This is a genomic window from Specibacter sp. NPDC078709, assembly GCF_040686795.1.
Classification (GTDB): Bacteria; Actinomycetota; Actinomycetes; order Actinomycetales; family Micrococcaceae; genus Specibacter.
Genome location: NZ_JBFBLU010000012.1, coordinates 1 through 15,354, shown reverse-complemented (window position 1 = coordinate 15,354; position 15,354 = coordinate 1). Strand labels below are relative to the sequence as shown.

General features: G+C 61.2%; 17 protein-coding genes, 1 pseudogene and 1 riboswitch. Of the genes and pseudogenes, 4 read left to right on the top strand and 14 right to left on the bottom strand.

Translation table 11 applies throughout. The features are described from left to right. Positions 1–1,233, bottom strand: coding sequence for a glycine oxidase ThiO (gene thiO, locus AB0P14_RS16685; RefSeq protein WP_363844846.1), 1,233 nt, complete (start codon positions 1,231–1,233; stop codon positions 1–3). Beyond that, positions 1,226–1,356: riboswitch (TPP riboswitch) on the bottom strand. (Overlaps the previous gene by 8 nt.) A 13-nt stretch (positions 1,357–1,369) precedes the next feature. On the opposite strand from thiO, the gene thiE reads away from it, so the two are divergent. Further along, complete coding sequence (gene thiE / locus AB0P14_RS16680) at positions 1,370–2,050, top strand: thiamine phosphate synthase (protein ID WP_363844843.1); 681 nt, start codon at positions 1,370–1,372, stop codon at positions 2,048–2,050. Between the two features lie 96 nt (positions 2,051–2,146). Then, positions 2,147–2,653: a PaaI family thioesterase gene (locus AB0P14_RS16675; protein ID WP_363844840.1), complete on the top strand. Its 507-nt coding sequence runs from the start codon at positions 2,147–2,149 to the stop codon at positions 2,651–2,653. A gap of 27 nt (positions 2,654–2,680) precedes the next feature. On the opposite strand, the gene AB0P14_RS16670 is transcribed toward AB0P14_RS16675, so the two are convergent. Continuing rightward, positions 2,681–3,373: a WHG domain-containing protein gene (locus AB0P14_RS16670; RefSeq protein ID WP_363844837.1), complete on the bottom strand. Its 693-nt coding sequence runs from the start codon at positions 3,371–3,373 to the stop codon at positions 2,681–2,683. Between the two features lie 129 nt (positions 3,374–3,502). Here AB0P14_RS16670 and AB0P14_RS16665 point away from each other — a divergent pair, with 129 nt between their 5' ends. Further along, positions 3,503–4,444 (top strand): NAD-dependent epimerase/dehydratase family protein, encoded by a 942-nt coding sequence (locus tag AB0P14_RS16665; RefSeq protein ID WP_363844834.1) that lies wholly within the window; start codon positions 3,503–3,505, stop codon positions 4,442–4,444. Here the strand turns inward: AB0P14_RS16665 and AB0P14_RS16660 are convergent. Further along, a complete protein-coding gene (locus AB0P14_RS16660; protein ID WP_363844831.1) occupies positions 4,441–4,941 on the bottom strand; it encodes a MarR family transcriptional regulator in 501 nt (166 codons plus the stop codon). The two genes, AB0P14_RS16665 and AB0P14_RS16660, sit on opposite strands and share 4 nt — an antisense overlap. A gap of 73 nt (positions 4,942–5,014) precedes the next feature. Here AB0P14_RS16660 and AB0P14_RS16655 point away from each other — a divergent pair, with 73 nt between their 5' ends. Next, positions 5,015–6,490, top strand: a complete 1,476-nt coding sequence (locus tag AB0P14_RS16655; RefSeq protein WP_363844828.1) for an FUSC family protein — start codon at positions 5,015–5,017, stop codon at positions 6,488–6,490. Here AB0P14_RS16655 and AB0P14_RS16650 read toward each other — a convergent pair. The 11 genes and pseudogenes from AB0P14_RS16650 to AB0P14_RS16600 all read right to left on the bottom strand — a co-directional run. Continuing rightward, entirely contained in the window at positions 6,487–6,846 is a 360-nt protein-coding gene (locus AB0P14_RS16650) for a VOC family protein (RefSeq protein ID WP_363844826.1), read from the bottom strand. The genes AB0P14_RS16655 and AB0P14_RS16650 overlap by 4 nt on opposite strands. A gap of 9 nt (positions 6,847–6,855) precedes the next feature. Continuing rightward, on the bottom strand, positions 6,856–7,845 hold the full coding sequence (locus AB0P14_RS16645) for an LLM class flavin-dependent oxidoreductase (protein ID WP_363844823.1): 990 nt from the start codon (positions 7,843–7,845) through the stop codon (positions 6,856–6,858). 84 nt (positions 7,846–7,929) lie between these two features. Next, the gene (locus AB0P14_RS16640) at positions 7,930–9,039 is read right to left on the bottom strand and encodes an FAD-dependent oxidoreductase (RefSeq protein WP_363844820.1); all 1,110 of its coding nucleotides are present in this window, start codon (positions 9,037–9,039) and stop codon (positions 7,930–7,932) included. Positions 9,040–9,078: 39 nt separating this feature from the next. Further along, entirely contained in the window at positions 9,079–9,543 is a 465-nt protein-coding gene (locus tag AB0P14_RS16635; protein ID WP_363844817.1) for a DUF2809 domain-containing protein, read from the bottom strand. 57 nt (positions 9,544–9,600) lie between these two features. Then, entirely contained in the window at positions 9,601–10,878 is a 1,278-nt protein-coding gene (locus AB0P14_RS16630) for a Y-family DNA polymerase (RefSeq protein WP_363844814.1), read from the bottom strand. 18 nt (positions 10,879–10,896) lie between these two features. Further along, entirely contained in the window at positions 10,897–11,541 is a 645-nt protein-coding gene (locus AB0P14_RS16625) for a DUF4166 domain-containing protein (RefSeq protein ID WP_363844811.1), read from the bottom strand. A 56-nt stretch (positions 11,542–11,597) separates the two neighbouring features. Then, on the bottom strand, positions 11,598–12,455 hold the full coding sequence (locus tag AB0P14_RS16620; RefSeq protein WP_363844808.1) for a hypothetical protein: 858 nt from the start codon (positions 12,453–12,455) through the stop codon (positions 11,598–11,600). Between the two features lie 365 nt (positions 12,456–12,820). Beyond that, positions 12,821–13,498: a hypothetical protein gene (locus tag AB0P14_RS16615; RefSeq protein WP_363844805.1), complete on the bottom strand. Its 678-nt coding sequence runs from the start codon at positions 13,496–13,498 to the stop codon at positions 12,821–12,823. Positions 13,499–13,779: 281 nt separating this feature from the next. Further along, positions 13,780–14,199 carry a translesion error-prone DNA polymerase V autoproteolytic subunit gene (umuD, locus tag AB0P14_RS16610; protein ID WP_363844802.1) on the bottom strand — a complete coding sequence of 140 codons (420 nt, stop codon included), beginning with the start codon at positions 14,197–14,199 and terminating at the stop codon, positions 13,780–13,782. A gap of 79 nt (positions 14,200–14,278) precedes the next feature. Beyond that, complete coding sequence (locus AB0P14_RS16605) at positions 14,279–15,142, bottom strand: methylenetetrahydrofolate reductase (RefSeq protein WP_363844799.1); 864 nt, start codon at positions 15,140–15,142, stop codon at positions 14,279–14,281. A gap of 2 nt (positions 15,143–15,144) precedes the next feature. Continuing rightward, positions 15,145–15,354 (bottom strand): annotated as a pseudogene (locus tag AB0P14_RS16600) (lipoyl synthase); the annotation flags it as partial.

Below are 15,354 nucleotides of genomic sequence, written 5' to 3'. Positions count from 1 at the left end.
CTAGGTGGTGTGGCCGGCAGTGTGTGCCGGGTGAAGCGTGGGTGAAAAGCGGTCTGGGCGGAAGTCTTCCCACGCCAGATCCGTGATGTTGCCCAGCAATTGGCGCACAATGTTCGCGGCGATGGCGGTGAGGAGGACGCCGTGACGGAAGAACCCGGTAGCGATGATGAGCCCTGGAATGTCCTTACCGTCAGCTCCGGCAACCCGGCCCAGCAGCGGCGCGTTGTCGGGGGTACCCGGGCGGGCCCGGGCCGTGCATTCAAGGAGTTCCAGTTCCGCGACGGCGGGCAGCAGCACTTGGGCATCGCGCAAGAGTTGATGCACTCCCCCGGCGCTGACCCCAGCGTTGTGATCCTCGCGGCTGGTGGCTCCAATCACCACTGTGCCATCCTCGCGCGGCACAATATAGACCGGCAGTCCACGCACCATGCCACGAATGGTGGCCGTGGTGAGCGGGCGAAGCTGTTCCGGAACGCGGAGTCGAAGGATGTCGCCGTACACAGGACGGATGGGTAAGTTCAGCCCGTCCGGCAGGCCAGCCAATGCCGGCGTTCCCAGCGCATTCGCCACAATCACTTCCCGTGCGTGGACCTCACGACCATCGGCCAGCAGCACGCCGGTCACCCGTGAGTGAGTGTCGTTGGGATCCTCGTGCAACAGCGAGGTGGCGGATTGTTCAATGAAGCTCGCCGCCGAGGTGCCGCGCACACGGGCAGACGCCACCAGCGCCGCCCGCAGTGCCGCCGCCATGGCTCGCGGATCAACTTGATGATCTGCCTCCACCTTGTAGGCACAAGAAATCTGCGGGCCAATCATCGGCTCCAGTGCCCGCGCTTCGCGAATACTTAGCTGCGACACGTCCAAGCCATGGAGCAGTTGGACATCGCGTAAATCGGACAGTGCTTGGCGATCTGCAGGATCGCCTCCCAGCACCAAGGTCGGGGAGGTGTTGAATCCGGTGGGCAACCCGTCAGGGAGGGAGCCTACGAACTCCGGCCAGCGCGCCGCCGATGCCAGTGTCAGCTGCAGCAAGGCGTCTTCTTGGTAGTGCAACTCGCTCACCGGGGCCAGCATTCCGGCCGCAGCAAAGGTGGCCCCTGTGGCAGGAGCGGGGTCAATGACAGTGACAGTATGGCCGGCTCGTTGGGCTTCCCATGCGATGCCGAGGCCAATGATGCCGCCGCCAATGACGGCCACCTCGGTGGTCAAAATTTCGGGCGCAACAGCGCTCACAGTTCTTCCTTCCCTACGCCGGCATGATCCGGATCAGGTTCTTGCGCCCTTGCAGGGGGCGTCATTCGGTCGGCGCAGTCGGCGCCCTCTCAGCCAGCTTCACTGGCTCCCGCGGTACTGCATTAGTCTATGAGATATGAGCCAAACTTCTGCCATCCCCGCTGCCACCACCACTTTTCCTACCCCTTCGTTACAAAGTGCCCGGCTCTATTTGTGCACGGACGCGCGCATCGAACAGGGTGATTTTGCCGATTTTTTGCGGGCTTCCTATGCCGGTGGAGTGGACATCATCCAGCTTCGCGACAAGTCCATCGAGGCGGCGCAGGAGCTGGAATTACTGGAAGTTTTGAAGTCGGTTGCGCAGGAATTTGGCAAGGTTTGGGCCGTGAATGACCGCGCCGATATTGCTTCCTTGAGCGGCGCGCCCGTGTTCCACATTGGCCAGAAGGATTTGCCGTTGCCGGCGGCGCGTTCGCTGGTGGGCCCGGCGGTCTCAATGGGTCTCTCCAGCCATGACCTCGCTCAGGTTTCTGCCGCTGCAACCGATCCCAACGCCGACTACTTCTGCGTGGGGCCGCTCTGGGCCACCCCCACCAAGCCGGGCCGGGCCGCCGTGGGCCTTTCCCTGCTGGAGCATGCCGCCTCGCTGGGGACCTCCAAGCCGTGGTTCGCGATAGGTGGGGTGGATCTGTCCAACGTCGATCAGGTGGTGGCTGCCGGCGCGTCCCGGATTGTGGTGGTGCGGGCCATTACCGAGGCTCAGGATCCGACGTCGGCCGCCCAGGAGCTGCTCTCCCGTTTGCCTGCGCTAGGGTAATCTACGTGACGGCTACTCGTCGGTAACATTCGTAGCGGCAGCGGCTGGCACACTATGCTCCAGAGCAAAGCATTTCTCTATTTCAGGCGGCCAGCAATGACACAGCGATCCGAGTTTCCGCACCAGAGCAAGACCCTGAACTACGAGGACCCTGCTCCCTACCTGGCCGATGTTTTTGGTCTCCCGGGTGTCGAGCAGCTCCAGGCGATCATTGACGGACGCTTCCCGGCACCACCGATCGCCAGTCATTTCGGCATCGAATTTCTCACCGCCAGCGTTGGTGATGTGTTGCTGGCGGCCACTCCGGATGCCTCGCACTACAACCCCATTGGCTCGATTCATGGCGGATTTGCTGCCACGCTGCTTGATTCGGCGTGTGGCTGCGCCGTCCAGTCGACACTGCCAGCCGGGGTTGGCTACACCACACTGGAATTGAAGGTTTCCATGCTTCGCGGCATCACTAGGGACACCGGGCGGGTCACCGTTCATGGCTGGATCACCAAGCCAGGTAGCCGGGCAGCATTTGCCGAGGCCGATATTCGCGACAGCGAGGGCCGTGTCCTGGCCACCGCCTCGAGCACGTGCCTAGTCATGGCACCCTGACCTAACGCAGGAATCTAGCACCCTAATCTAGCGCAGACCAACCATCGCTTCGAGCCCATCCAGATGAGACTCAAAGAGTTCGGCTGGAACGCTGAAGGTCGCCGCACCATATTGGCCGAAAACCTCAAAGTTGACGGCCCCGAAGAGTGATGACCATGCTAGGACCCCGGCGGCCAGGACGGAATCGTCCATGGCCACCCCCATTTCTTGGCGGATCGTTGCTAAGTCTGCGCGCAGGCGCGGATCAAGTACACGCTCTGGGGCGGTGAGCTCACCGGCTATATAGGCCTCGTTCAGAATCAAAACCAGCCGAGTCACCACCCGCGTTCCCGGCATAGTGGTTTGTTCCGCTGGTGCGTCATAGCCATGGACCGGTGAGCCAAAAAGTAATCCATAGTGGGCTGGCTCAGCTACTGCCCATTCCCGCACGGCCCGCCCAGTAGTGCGGAACTGGGCCCGAAAATCACCGGCTGGCACATCCTTGAGCGCCGCATCTACGGCGTCGCCGAGTGCGTTATAGCCGTCCACCACTAGCAGTGTCAGCAGTTCATCCCGGTTCTTGACGTATCGGTAGATGGCGGAAGACACCACGCCAAGATCGCGCGCTACGGCCCGCAAAGACAGCCCCGCAGCCCCATGGATTTCCAAATGCGCCCGACCAATCTCAATAATCTCCACCATGGTTTGCTGCCGTGCGCGTTCTCGGGGTGTCGGTTTCATGGTTCCAGTCTCACCACCTTCGAGACCACCGTCAACTTAAGCGAGCACTGCTCTTGACTTAATTCAGGCGAGTCACCATTCTTGAACTGAGAGCAGTGCTCTTATTCCACCTTTCAGCAGACTCAAGAAATGACTACAGCCATGGAATCCATCAAAGTCGTTACAGGCGCAGGCCCTGTTGGCACCACCGTTGCAACACAACTTGCCGAGGCCGGACACCGCGTCCGTCTCCTGACCCGCTCCGGCTCAGGTCCGATCCATCCCCTCATTGAAAGACTGCGCCTAGACGTCAGTCACCCTGCACAGTTGAGGTCTGCCACAAAAGGAGCCAATGCAGTCTTTCATTGCATTCACGGCTCAAAATACAGCGCAAAAGCCTGGCGCGAAGAGCTGCCTCGCGCCGAACGCACGGTACTGGAGGCGGCGGCCGAGGTGGGCGCCGTCGTGGTTTTCCCGGAAAGCCTCTACTCCTACAGTTCCCCGGAGAACGTCATGGCCGAACATAGTCCTCGGCTTGCCACGCACGGAAAGCGCGGCGTGCGGACAACGCTTCTGGCCGCCCGCGCAGCCTCGCACACCCGAATGGTGAGCGTAGTGGCCTCGGATTTCTTTGGGCCGCACGTGCATAACGCCCATGCTGGCGACCGAATGGTGCCACTCGTTCTAGCCGGAAAACGCATCCACGTTCTGGGCAGCACAGATACCCCGCACTCATTCACCTACGTTCCAGATTTAGCTGCAGCCATGATTCGGGCCGCCGATACCCCGGAGGCATGGGACAGGGTTCTGCACGCACCTACTCTGCCAGCACTGACCCAGCGCGAGCTTGCTGACGCATTTGCCGAGGCCGCTGGCGCACCGACTCCGGCCGTTGGTGCCATACCCAACTGGACCATCAAGGCCGCTGGGATAGTTTCTCCGCCAATGCGTGAACTGGCGGAACTGCTCTACCAATTCCAGCGACCGTTCATCATGGATTCAACGGCAAGTGAGGAACTTCTGAACCTCGCCCCCACACCGCTAGATATAGCCGCCCAAGCAACCATCCAATGGTGGCGGAACCAGAGCTAAGTCAGGGCTTCAACGGTCAGGGCAACCTTGCGCAGCAGCGCCGCCAATTGCGTCCGCTCGTTGGCCGTAAGCCCTGCCAACATGGCAGCGTCAGTCTCCAAGAAGCGCGGAAATTCCCTGTCAATGAGCTCCTCACCCTTAGCCGTGAGCCGCATCAGGACCACCCGACCATCGCGTTCCCATGGCAGACGCTCAATGAGTCCGCGCTTGACGAGCCGTTCGGCATTCTTTGTGGTGGAGGCGCCGCTGAGCATGGTGGCAGCGGTGACTTCACTTGCACGCAGCGGGCCCTCGCCGCGAGCCAGTGTGCAAAGGACATCGAATTCTGCCCGGGTAATTTCCGCAGACTGCAGAGCTCGGCCCGCATGGTGCGAGGCCAAGGCCCCGATTCTCCCGATGCGTCCCATGACTTCGATACTGGAAACGTCCAGGTCCGGGCGCGATATCTCCCACCCCTGCCGTGCCCGATCAACAAAATCCATCGCTTCTGCGCTCATACTTCCAGTCTAGAGACAACACTCACATGTTTAGCATCTATTTTACTAGTAAAATAGATTGTAGAATAGTCAAATGACCACATCCCCCCGATTCCGCCACACCGGCACCGCTTTGGCTCATCCTCTCGCTCGCTCCACCTGGCGCGATGCCTTTATTGTGCGCCCGGCCGATGCCATCTTCACCACGGCCATCAAAGTTGGAATCGCGGCCACCGTTGTTCTCATCGCAGGCGGTCTACTGGGTCAGCCGCAACTTGCCGGCATGGCCGCTCTCGGGGCCCTGACCAGTGCGTTTGGCCGCTATCAGCCCTATCGCAGGCTAGGACGCATGATGGCAATCGTGGGTGCTGGCATGGTCATCGCCATGGTCATTGGCACCTTCCTCGGCGCTGCGGCCGTGCCCATGATGATCCAAATTGTGGTCCTGTCCGTACTCGCAGGACTGGCCGGACATATCTTCTTGGCGTTCCGCATCTCCGGTCCCGGCGCCGTCATTCTGGTGTTCGCGGCTGGAGCCGGTTCGGGCTATACGCACAGCTACGCCGCCATGCTCTGGCCCATCGTCGCCATCATCATCGGCGTCGTGGTTGGTTGGCTCGCGGCCATGGCACCGGTTCTCTGGGTTCCCCTGGCTCCCTCGCGGCTGGCTGTTGCACGGGCCATCGCCAACATTCTCCGCCTAGAAGCGGACGACGCCGGCCCCCTCCGTACCGCTGCCAAGGCCAGCTTGCGCTCGGCCCGGGAATCGGTGACCGTGAGTGTCGGGACGGTGCACACGTCCACTTCGCGTTCGGTCAGGCTCCATCAGAATGCGGATCAACTGCACCTCCTGCTTGATGAAGCTGAGGCTGCGCTGGCCCTCTTTGAGTCCTCAAGCGATGGCTCCTACTCGGAAGCCTTTGGCCGCTTGGCCCAGCACGAATCCGAGCTTCGTAAGATCCACGGCATCCCCACAGTCTCAGCACCAATGACTCCCGCAGTGCCGTCCGTGGATTCCACCCGACACCTGGTACCCAAGGGCTTCGTGGAAGCAGCCAAGGCCGAGCTAACGGCCAGGGCCAGCATCCATCAGGCCCTGCGAATGGCCGCAGCCGCGGCACTCTCCGGTTGGGCCGCCGTCGGGCTTGGTCTGGAACATCCCCTGTGGGCCACCATGGGCGCCATCGCTGCTCTCCAGGGTTTGAGCTACGCCACCACTGTGCAGCGCAGTATCCAACGTTTAGTGGGTAATGTGCTCGGCGCCATCGTGGCCGTAGGGATTTTGTCGCTGGCCTTGGGCTTCTGGCCCTCCGTGGTTCTTGTGGTTATTTTCCAGGTATTGGCAGAACTCCTGGTGCTCAAAAACTACACGTTGACCACCATCGCGGTGACCCCCATGGCGCTGATCATGACCGGGCTGGGAACAAATCTAGGCCCGGACGCCGCGTTGAGCCGCGTGGCTGACACTCTGGTGGGCGTGGTGATCGGCACCATCGTGGCGGCCGTCAGCATCTCCCATTCCGACCGCCAGCACATCCCCGCCGGCACGACCAGTTCCAAGCAGTCTTAGGAAGAACAGAGACAAAAGGGGTGGCCGGCCGGGTCCAAGAAAACCCTGAAGGTGGTCCCGGGCTGAAACTCGGCCTTGGTGGCGCCGAGACTTAGCGCTTCGGCCTCACCGGCGTCGAGATCGTCAACATCAAAATCCAGATGTAGCTGCTGGGGTTTGTCCTGACCGGGCCATTCCGGGGGCTGATATCCGCTGGCCTGCTGGAAGGAAATGCAATTGCTGCCGTCGGCGGGTTTGATCATGAGCCAGTCGCCCTCCCCCGAAGTCTCCCACCCCAGTAGCGCGCCATAAAAGGTCGCCAACTGGGATGGTTCCGGGCAATCAAGGACAACGTTGGGGAAGCGTGCAATAGCCATGCCAGCACGCTACACCGAAGGCGTCAGTTCCATAACCCCTGCGAGCAATTCATAGCTGCGGATCCAGGCGGTACGGTCGGTGACCTGCGTGGCTACGATGAGCTCGTCGGCGTCGGCCTTCACGGCAAACTTTTCCAAGTATTCACGCGCAACGGCCGGTGTTCCGATCGCGGCGTAGCTGAACATCGTGTTGACCTGCTGGCCCGCTGGCGAATCCAGCAAGAGGTCCATTTCAGCGTCCGTAAACGTCTGTCCGCGGCCCACCAGAGACACCACACGATTGCGGCGGGCGGTCAGAGCCAGCTTGTCTGCTTCTTCTTGGGTGTCGGCCACAATGGCGTTGACGCCGGCAATCACATACGGTTCGGCCAGGACCTCGGAGGGCTTGAATTCGCGGCGGTAAATACGTACTGCGTCCTCCAGCGCCTGCGGGGCAAAGTGCGACGCGAAGGAGTACGGCAATCCCAAGGCCGCTGCCAGTCGAGCTCCAAACAACGAGGAGCCGAGAATGTACAGCGGCACATTGGTGTCCTTGCCAGGGTAGGCGTTGACACCGGAAATGCGTGTTTGGCCAGCAAAATAGGCCTGCAACTCCTGTACATCGGAGGGGAAAGTGTCTGCAGCCATCGGGTCACGGCGCAGGGCACGCATGGTGTTTTGGTCGCTGCCGGGAGCGCGGCCCAAGCCCAAATCGATGCGGCCGGGATGCAAGGTCTCGAGCGTGCCGAACTGTTCCGCGATCTGCAACGGTGAGTGGTTGGGCAACATGATGCCACCGGCCCCGAGCCGGATGGACTTCGTGTTGGCTGCCACGTGCGCGATCAACACGCTCGTTGCCGAGGACGCGATGGAGGGCATGTTGTGGTGCTCGGCGAACCAGATCCGCTTGTACCCCCACCCCTCGGCTTTCTGCGCCAGATCAACGGATGCACGGAAGCTTTCGGCAATGCCGTCATCGCCAACGTGGGCCAGGTCAAGGATGGATAGGGGAAGTGTCATGGGTAGTGCCTTTCAAAGGAGTCTTACTTGCGCCAACTGTCAAGTACGTGTGGATATTTCCATTCCCCGGTTCTAGCGGCATCGCTAAACGGAAACGCTCAATCGGTCAAGGGCGGCCAATGCTGCAGCGCGGCCGGCCCGACTGGCACCGAGCGTGGAAGCTGAGGCGCCGTAGCCCACCATGAGCAGGCGTGGCTCGCGGGCCACCTTCACGCCATCCATGACGATGCCACCGCCGGGTTCGCGTAGTTTCAGCGGCGCCAAATGGTCAAGGGCAGCCCGGAAGCCGGTGGCCCACAGAACCACATCTGCATCAAAGGTGGTGCCGTCTTCAAAAAGAGCTCCCGACGCCGTCAATCGTTGCAACGGGCCCCGTGAAACCAGGGTGCCAGCGGCAATCCCGTTTTGATACTGCTGTGTTAAAGGAAGTCCGGTCACGCCCACAACGCTCAGGGGCGGCAGTCCTGCGGCCGTGCGCTCATTGACTTGACGCTCAACGTCGCGGCCCCAGTTGGGGTCGAACTCCCTGCTGGCGAATTCCGGCGGGCGCCGGGTAGTCCACGCAGTTTCTACGCCCGATTCAGAGAGTTGCAGCAGAAACTGAACGGCCGATGTTCCTCCGCCAACCACCACAACGCGCTGCCCGGCGAGCTCGGTCACTGAGCGGAAATCGTGGGTGTGCAGCTGCCGTCCGGCAAAGACATCTTTGCCCGGATAGTATGGCCAATAGGGCTTATCCCAGGTTCCGGTGGCGTTGATCACCAGGCGGGTTTCGTAGGATCCGCGGTTCGTTTCAACGACCAGAGGCGGGCCGGCAATGTCGGCGGGGAGGCCGGCGTCATCCTCGGGAAAGAGCATGGCGGAGTCCGCAACCAAGGTGCGTACCGCCAGGACTTTTACGGGCCGGTGCACAGGTAAGCCAAAGGCCTTCTCGTAGCTTTCGTAGTAGCGCGAGACCACCGCGGCGGCAGGCTCGTCAGGGTCTGAGCGAGGCAGTTTCATGCCCGGAAGATCGTGCACGGCGTGAGCTGCGCCCAGGGTGAGCGAGGGCCAGCGGTGAAGCCACGCACCACCGGGGGCCGGATTCGCATCGAGAACCACAAAGTCCGTCTCGGGAACCAGCCCGTGCCGAGCCAGATAATACGCAGCCGAAAGTCCGGCCTGACCAGCACCAATAACCACCACGTCGAGCATTCTTGCCTCCTATGAGCTCCAACGGGTGGTGGCGGAAGGCTATTCCGGCTGTGTTGGACGCCACTGGGCGCCGCTCGCAGAATCGCTAGCAGAATCGCTGGCAGAAGAGCGCGCGGACAGGCGTGCAGAAATGATGGTGTCCGCGTAGTACACCGCCACGGCACCTACGGCGTAGGCCACCAGGTCCAGGGCGGAAAAGGTGGTGCCAAAGACCAAGCGCGACGGCGGGAAGCTCACCGCGAGTTGTTCGGGCACGCCCGTCAGCTGGGCGAGCTCGATGAGGGCGCTGATGGCGAAGGCGGCGAGCGCCAGCCATGCTCTCTTGGCGCGGGGCAAGATCACTGCCAGTACCAGGTAGACCATCACGGTGTAGAGGGCGTCGGCGATGAGACTGGCAACATCGCCCGGGACGAAGAAATGGATCACCAAACCAAGAATGATGACATCGGTTGCGGCGAAGGACAGCGCCAGGCGCCGGGACTTGGTGGTTTTCACGAGTGTCATGGGCTTGAGTCTAGTGGCGGGCCAGCTCAGCGGTCCGTGGATCACCAGTGAGCCGGCCTATGCCCGCACCACCGGCAGCTCTTTCCATTCGGTGGTGTAGCGCGGCGAGGAGTGCTCACGCTTCATGGACCACTGCGGAGCCTGGGCGAGCCCGCCAATACCTATCCCGATTGCCATGTTGCCGAATTTGCTGCGCACCTCCCCGAGGACCCCGCCCACTTCTGGCGGCTTCGCCTCTGTCCCGAAGATATCCAGCATCCCTGCGCCTGACGCCGGTTCGAGCCCGCTGAACATGACCCCGGCCCGCAGATACGAAGCACCGGGAACGGCAGCTTCCCTGATAGCAGCTACGGCGGCCCGGACCAGCACAATGGGGTCCTGAGTGGGCGTCGCAAAACGGATGGTCGCTGCCGGGAAGCTACCCTCCCCCGCGGTGAAACGGCTGGTGCCGGCGGAGATTGTCATCAGGGATGCCCGCAGGCCTTCTTCGTGCAGCCGGGAGGCGCCGCGCTGAGCGTAGATGCCCATGACTTCTTCCATGCCCGCCACCGTGGTGACGGGTTCGGAGAAGCTGCGCGAGAACATGATTTGCTGCTTGTTCACCCGCTCTTCCGTGTGCGGCATGCACTCTGTGCCATTGAGTTCCATGACCGTTCGTTGCAGCACCACGGAGAACTTCTTACGAATCAGGGCAGGATCGGCGGCCTTGAGATCGGCGATGGTTTCAATGCCCATCATCTTCAGCCGGGCTGCTGTCTTACCGCCAACACCCCACAACCCTGAAGCGGGAACCTTCGATTGGATGCTCTCGACATGCCCCGCCGGCATCGCCTCCAGCGCACACACCCCACCCAGTGCCGGGTTTTGCTTGGCGATCCGGTTGGCGAACTTCGCCAGCGTCTTTGTCGTAGCAACGCCGACACAGACAGGAACACCCACATTGCGCATCACCGCGGCCCGAATATCCCGTCCGGCCAGCTGCAATTGGGCCGAATCCCCCACCAATCCCACAAAGGATTCATCGATGGAGTACACCTCCTGCCACGTGCCGAATCGGCCCACCACTTCCATGACCCGGGCGCTCAAATCACCATAGAGCTCATAGTTGCTGGAGCGCGCCACCAGCCCCCACGCCTTGGCTTGGGACTGTATCTGAAACCAGGGTGCCCCTGTCGCAATACCCAGCGCCTTGGCTTCAGCCGATCGTGCCACCACACACCCGTCATTATTGGAAAGCACGACGACGGGACGCCCTTCCAGCGTTGGGTCAAAGACCCGCTCGCAAGAGACATAGAAGTTGTTGACATCTACCAGCGCAATGCGTGCGTTGCTCACGGTGCATCTCCCCTGCCGCTATTCACGAATTTCTTCCCTGACCGGTTTGAGGTGCAGGGGAATGTTGTTGTTCTCCACCAGTGGATAGGTGCAGCTGAATTCGCCCCTGTAGCCGAAGAGGAATCCAAAGACGGTGTTCCGCACCTGCATTTGGATGGTGAAGATATCCCGGTCTTCGTCATAGCTTTCATAGAGGTCCGCTGTGCCGGTGCCGATGCTGGGAAAGCTGAACGCCACAGGGCCTTCGTAGAACCGTTGCCCTGTGGTCTGTAGGTGCAGTGAGCCATCAGCTAACACCTCCAGAACCAGATCCGTGGCCAGATGCTGATGGGTGCCGAGGTAGTCCACCACGGCACCACGCGCTTCGCTGTACACCATGGTGGCATCAAAGCGGCGCTTCTTAGTGCGGCCTTTGAGGGCCCCTGGCGCATCCAGAGTCCTGATGAACGTGACAGTGGGGCGGCCAAAGCCGTCAATGTAGGGGTAGTTTTCGATGGTGAAGGGAATGTTGTTTCCGTGATCGGGGAACAGAATATTGCGAAACGCACCAAACCGCAGAAACGGTACCGTCCACCACGCACCACGACGAACCTCGGAGAATACCCCTTCACCGACGCAGGCGTATCCGGATTCCACATCAACACCGAAGCGTTTCTGCAGCATGGGATGCAGTCGTTGAAAGTCTTCCCCCAACGCCGTTTCAAAAATTGAGGCCACGTCTAGTTCTTCCCTACTGGTGCTGTGATGTTGCCGGCTGCCGTTTTGCTGACTGTCGCTTCGTCTTCGGAGTGGTGTTGTCCTGGTGATTCTAGATCCGCGAGCGCGGACGGGGCGCGTGCTGAACGAGCATTGGGGGCCGTACGCGAACATCGCCCTGCCCGGGGCACCGAGCCATGGGCAGGAAGTGCCCACGATGCCAACGCCGCACTCACACCCAGCACTGTCATGCCGAGAGCTGATCCTGCCGAGGTTCGCGGGTGATGGGCTCGGCGAAGCAGCGCAGCTGCACCCACCAGGCCTGCCACCCTGGCGCCGGCATCCATGAACCACCGGTTGCGGGAATCCTGAGGTTCCAAGTCCGATTCCGCCCACAATCTCAGCCGGTCAAAGCTTATGGCAGTGGCCCATCCCAAAGCGGGCCGTATGAACCGAGCATCCAAGGCCTGCCCGAGCAAGCCCATGCCTGGCTGGTAGTTGTACCCAGTGATAAACCTCAGGCCCTCAGCTGTCGGGAGGTACCGCCAATAGCCTGCCCCGGCACCGATGGGCGAGAGCACATCAGCTGTATCGAACTTCAACACGGAGGTGGCTTGCCCGTCGGACCGGTGCCGGTGACCCAGCGAGGTTCCGGTTCCTTTAATGGCGTGCAAGGGAAGGAGGAACTCGTAACGAAAACGGAGCTGGCCGTTGGCATCATGGTCCACAGGGATGATTCGGGAGAACCGTAGATCCCACCGTGGGTGCAGCTCCGGGTTCTGGCTCAGTTCCCACACCCTTTCCATCGTGGCTCGGATATGGATCTCCACATAGATGGGTGTGCGCTTTGCCGATTCTGTTAGTCCGCGTCTTTTCCCCATCTCATCATCTTAGGCTGGGGCACTGACAGTGGAGGCGCCGAAGAGTGCCAGAGAGTGCACGGCGAGCACGGCAAAAACTGCGGCTCCCGTCCAGCACCCCTCCCCTGCAGTGCGTCAGCGATCCCCGAACGGCGGCAGCACCTTCTGCTCTACCAGACGATCGAAGAGCTCCAGCAGCCGGGGCTCGGGGTCCAGCGCGTCCGCGAATCCAGGCTGCCTAACTTTCACGGTAAAACTGATGTTGTCGGCCTCATGGTGGAAGTGGATGTTTACGTCCTAACCCGCCATGCTGACATCCCCTCGAGGAGAATTGGGCACCCTGCAACGGCAGACACACCCAGTGGGACGACGGCGGCGCAGCCCTTTCAGCTTGGGCGGGGCCACTCCCTGAGCCAGTTGTTGATCGATGCCGAGTTTTTCACGAACTTTCCCCACTCGCCCACCACAGCCTGTGCCGGCTGACGAAGTTCCGTCCCTATCCGCTCGTTGTACTGGCCATGGTACGGCCCGGGATGCCCGGTCCCTTGGTCCATGAGATACATCACCATGGCAAAGTCGTCCGCAGGACGGGCCGCCATTCGGACGTGGCCTCGCTCGTTGCTGGTCACAGTCCACCCGTTGTCGCCGTGCCGCTGGCATACCGTCACCGGATCAATGCCAAACTCAATAGTGCCAGCACTAACGGTGTGGAATTCTTCGAGCCGGTGGCCCCTGCGTCCATACTCCTTGAGCAAGGCAGCAATTCCTTCCGGCGTCCAAGGAGCTGGAAACCGAACTGCGCAGGCTACGGCAAACACTGTTCTTGACGGGTAGGGGTCAAATTCTTCCTTGTCCGTCACCTTCATGGCGTAGCTCTCGGCCTCCAGTGCCGCGTTCATGGCGTACTGGCTTAATCCTTGCTGCTCGCCCTCGTTTAGGTGGGCCACGAACATTTGCAGCGCGGAGACGAAGTCTCGCTTTTGTTGTGGCCTGGCAAACGGCGGGACGGGAATTCCTTCCACCGGTTTCTTGCCCTTATCCACTGTCCCTCGAAAATACCCCAAGATAGTCCCCCGCGAATTGGCTACGTCATTTGGCCCAATCATAGCCATCCGTCAACGGCCCATAGCGCCGTGACATGAGGACTTACTCCTGCGTCCCGGGTGGCGTTCAGCAAAACGTGCGAGTCACGGTTGTTTGGAATACTTTGCCGAGAGTCGCGCACGCACCTGAGCAATACTCATTTAGGTAGCCGGATCGTCCATGAGCGCGTCGTAGGCTTCCACTGTTTCTGGTTGGGGCCAAGAATCTACCGCCGCATCAGGATTTTCCGCAAAAGCAGCGCTTACACATAGTGCAGGCACCTAGTAACAACGCCCCAGACGGCTGCTTCACCCGTCAAGATGTCGGCTTCTGAGTCCGCACGCAGACTCGGGGACGGCAACTCGGTGGGGTGAGAGATCAGGGAGGTCACGCCGTCGTGCATGATGAGGCGGCGGATCAACAATTCACCGTCGACGACGGCCACCACCACTGAGCCATCGCGCGGGGTGAGGGCCCGGTCCACAATGATTTCATCGCCGTCGGCTATACCTGCCCCGGCCATGGACTCCCCGGACACGCGCATGATGAAGGTGCTGGTGCGGTCCCTGATCAGATGACGGTTGAGGTCAATGCCGCCATCAAAATAGTCGCGGGCAGGCGATGCGAAGCCAGTTGCTTCACCAGGGGGCGGCGTGCGAGCTGCCGGATCCACACCAAACACACCACCACCGCCTAGTACAAAGATTCGAAGTACCAGCTTAGCATCGGAGTCTCTTATCCAGGCCTCTAGGCAAGAACGATCAGGCGGACGTTGGGACCAGGCTGTCGAGACTGTTGAAGCTGTAGAAGTGAATGCCGGCCGGAGGCGCCGGCAGCGCAGCCATCCCGGCAACGAGAGCATCCGGGCTGTAGCGACTGCCGCCAAGTAGCCGCAGCCCCAGGGAACCCTTGCCACTGATGAAGCGCAGCGAACTGCCAACACCAATCCTGGTGGCAAGCGAGATTAACTTAGTGCGCGGCACTGCCCCGGCAACGCCTACCCAGACCGGCAGATCGATGCCTTCTTCCCAGAGCGTGGCGAGATAGGCGGCAATCACGTCCGGTGAAAAGCACATCTGCGTCACTAGGTAATCAGCCAGAGCCGCCTTGGCTCGCAGATCGTCAAGCAACTGCGCGTCGGTGATGGCGGGGTGCCCTTCCGGATACCCGCCAACACCCATGGACAGTAAACCGCCGCTCAGCTCGGCCAAGTCCTTCATGACGCTGGCACTCGAACCGTAGGGCCCAGCTGCTGACTGCTTATCGCCGCCAACGGCGAAGATCTCGGTGATCCCGCCCGCAACACATGAACGGACCATGGCCGCGAGTTGCTGGCGTGATTCAACGGACCGCGCAGCAAGGTGCGGGACCACGTTGTAGCCGTGATCAGCGAGCTCCAGCGCCGCAGCCATGGTGCGTTCAAGACCGTGGTGCGGAAGGCAGGTCACAGTGACCGTAGTGCTGACTGACAGCTGCGTGAGCACTGCATCCACAATCCCCGCCGTGGGGATAATTTCAACGCGCGTCGGGAGGGCCGCTGCTGTCGGCGCACTTGAATCTTGCGCACCTGCTTCCGGCGCACCTGCTTCCGGCTCCCACTCCCCCGGCATCGACCCCAGCGGCATGATTAGCCTGCGGCTAGCAGGGAGGCGGCTTCTTGGCGGGTGTGGCCGGAATCTTCGATACCTTCAGCGATGTGGGCGAGGTGTTCGGGAATGTCCAAGCCCTTCTTGCGCATGGCAGTGGCCCAGAGACGACCGGCACGGTACGAAGAACGCACCAACGGTCCGGACATGACACCCAGGAAGCCGATCTCCTCTGCTTCTTGGGAGAGTTC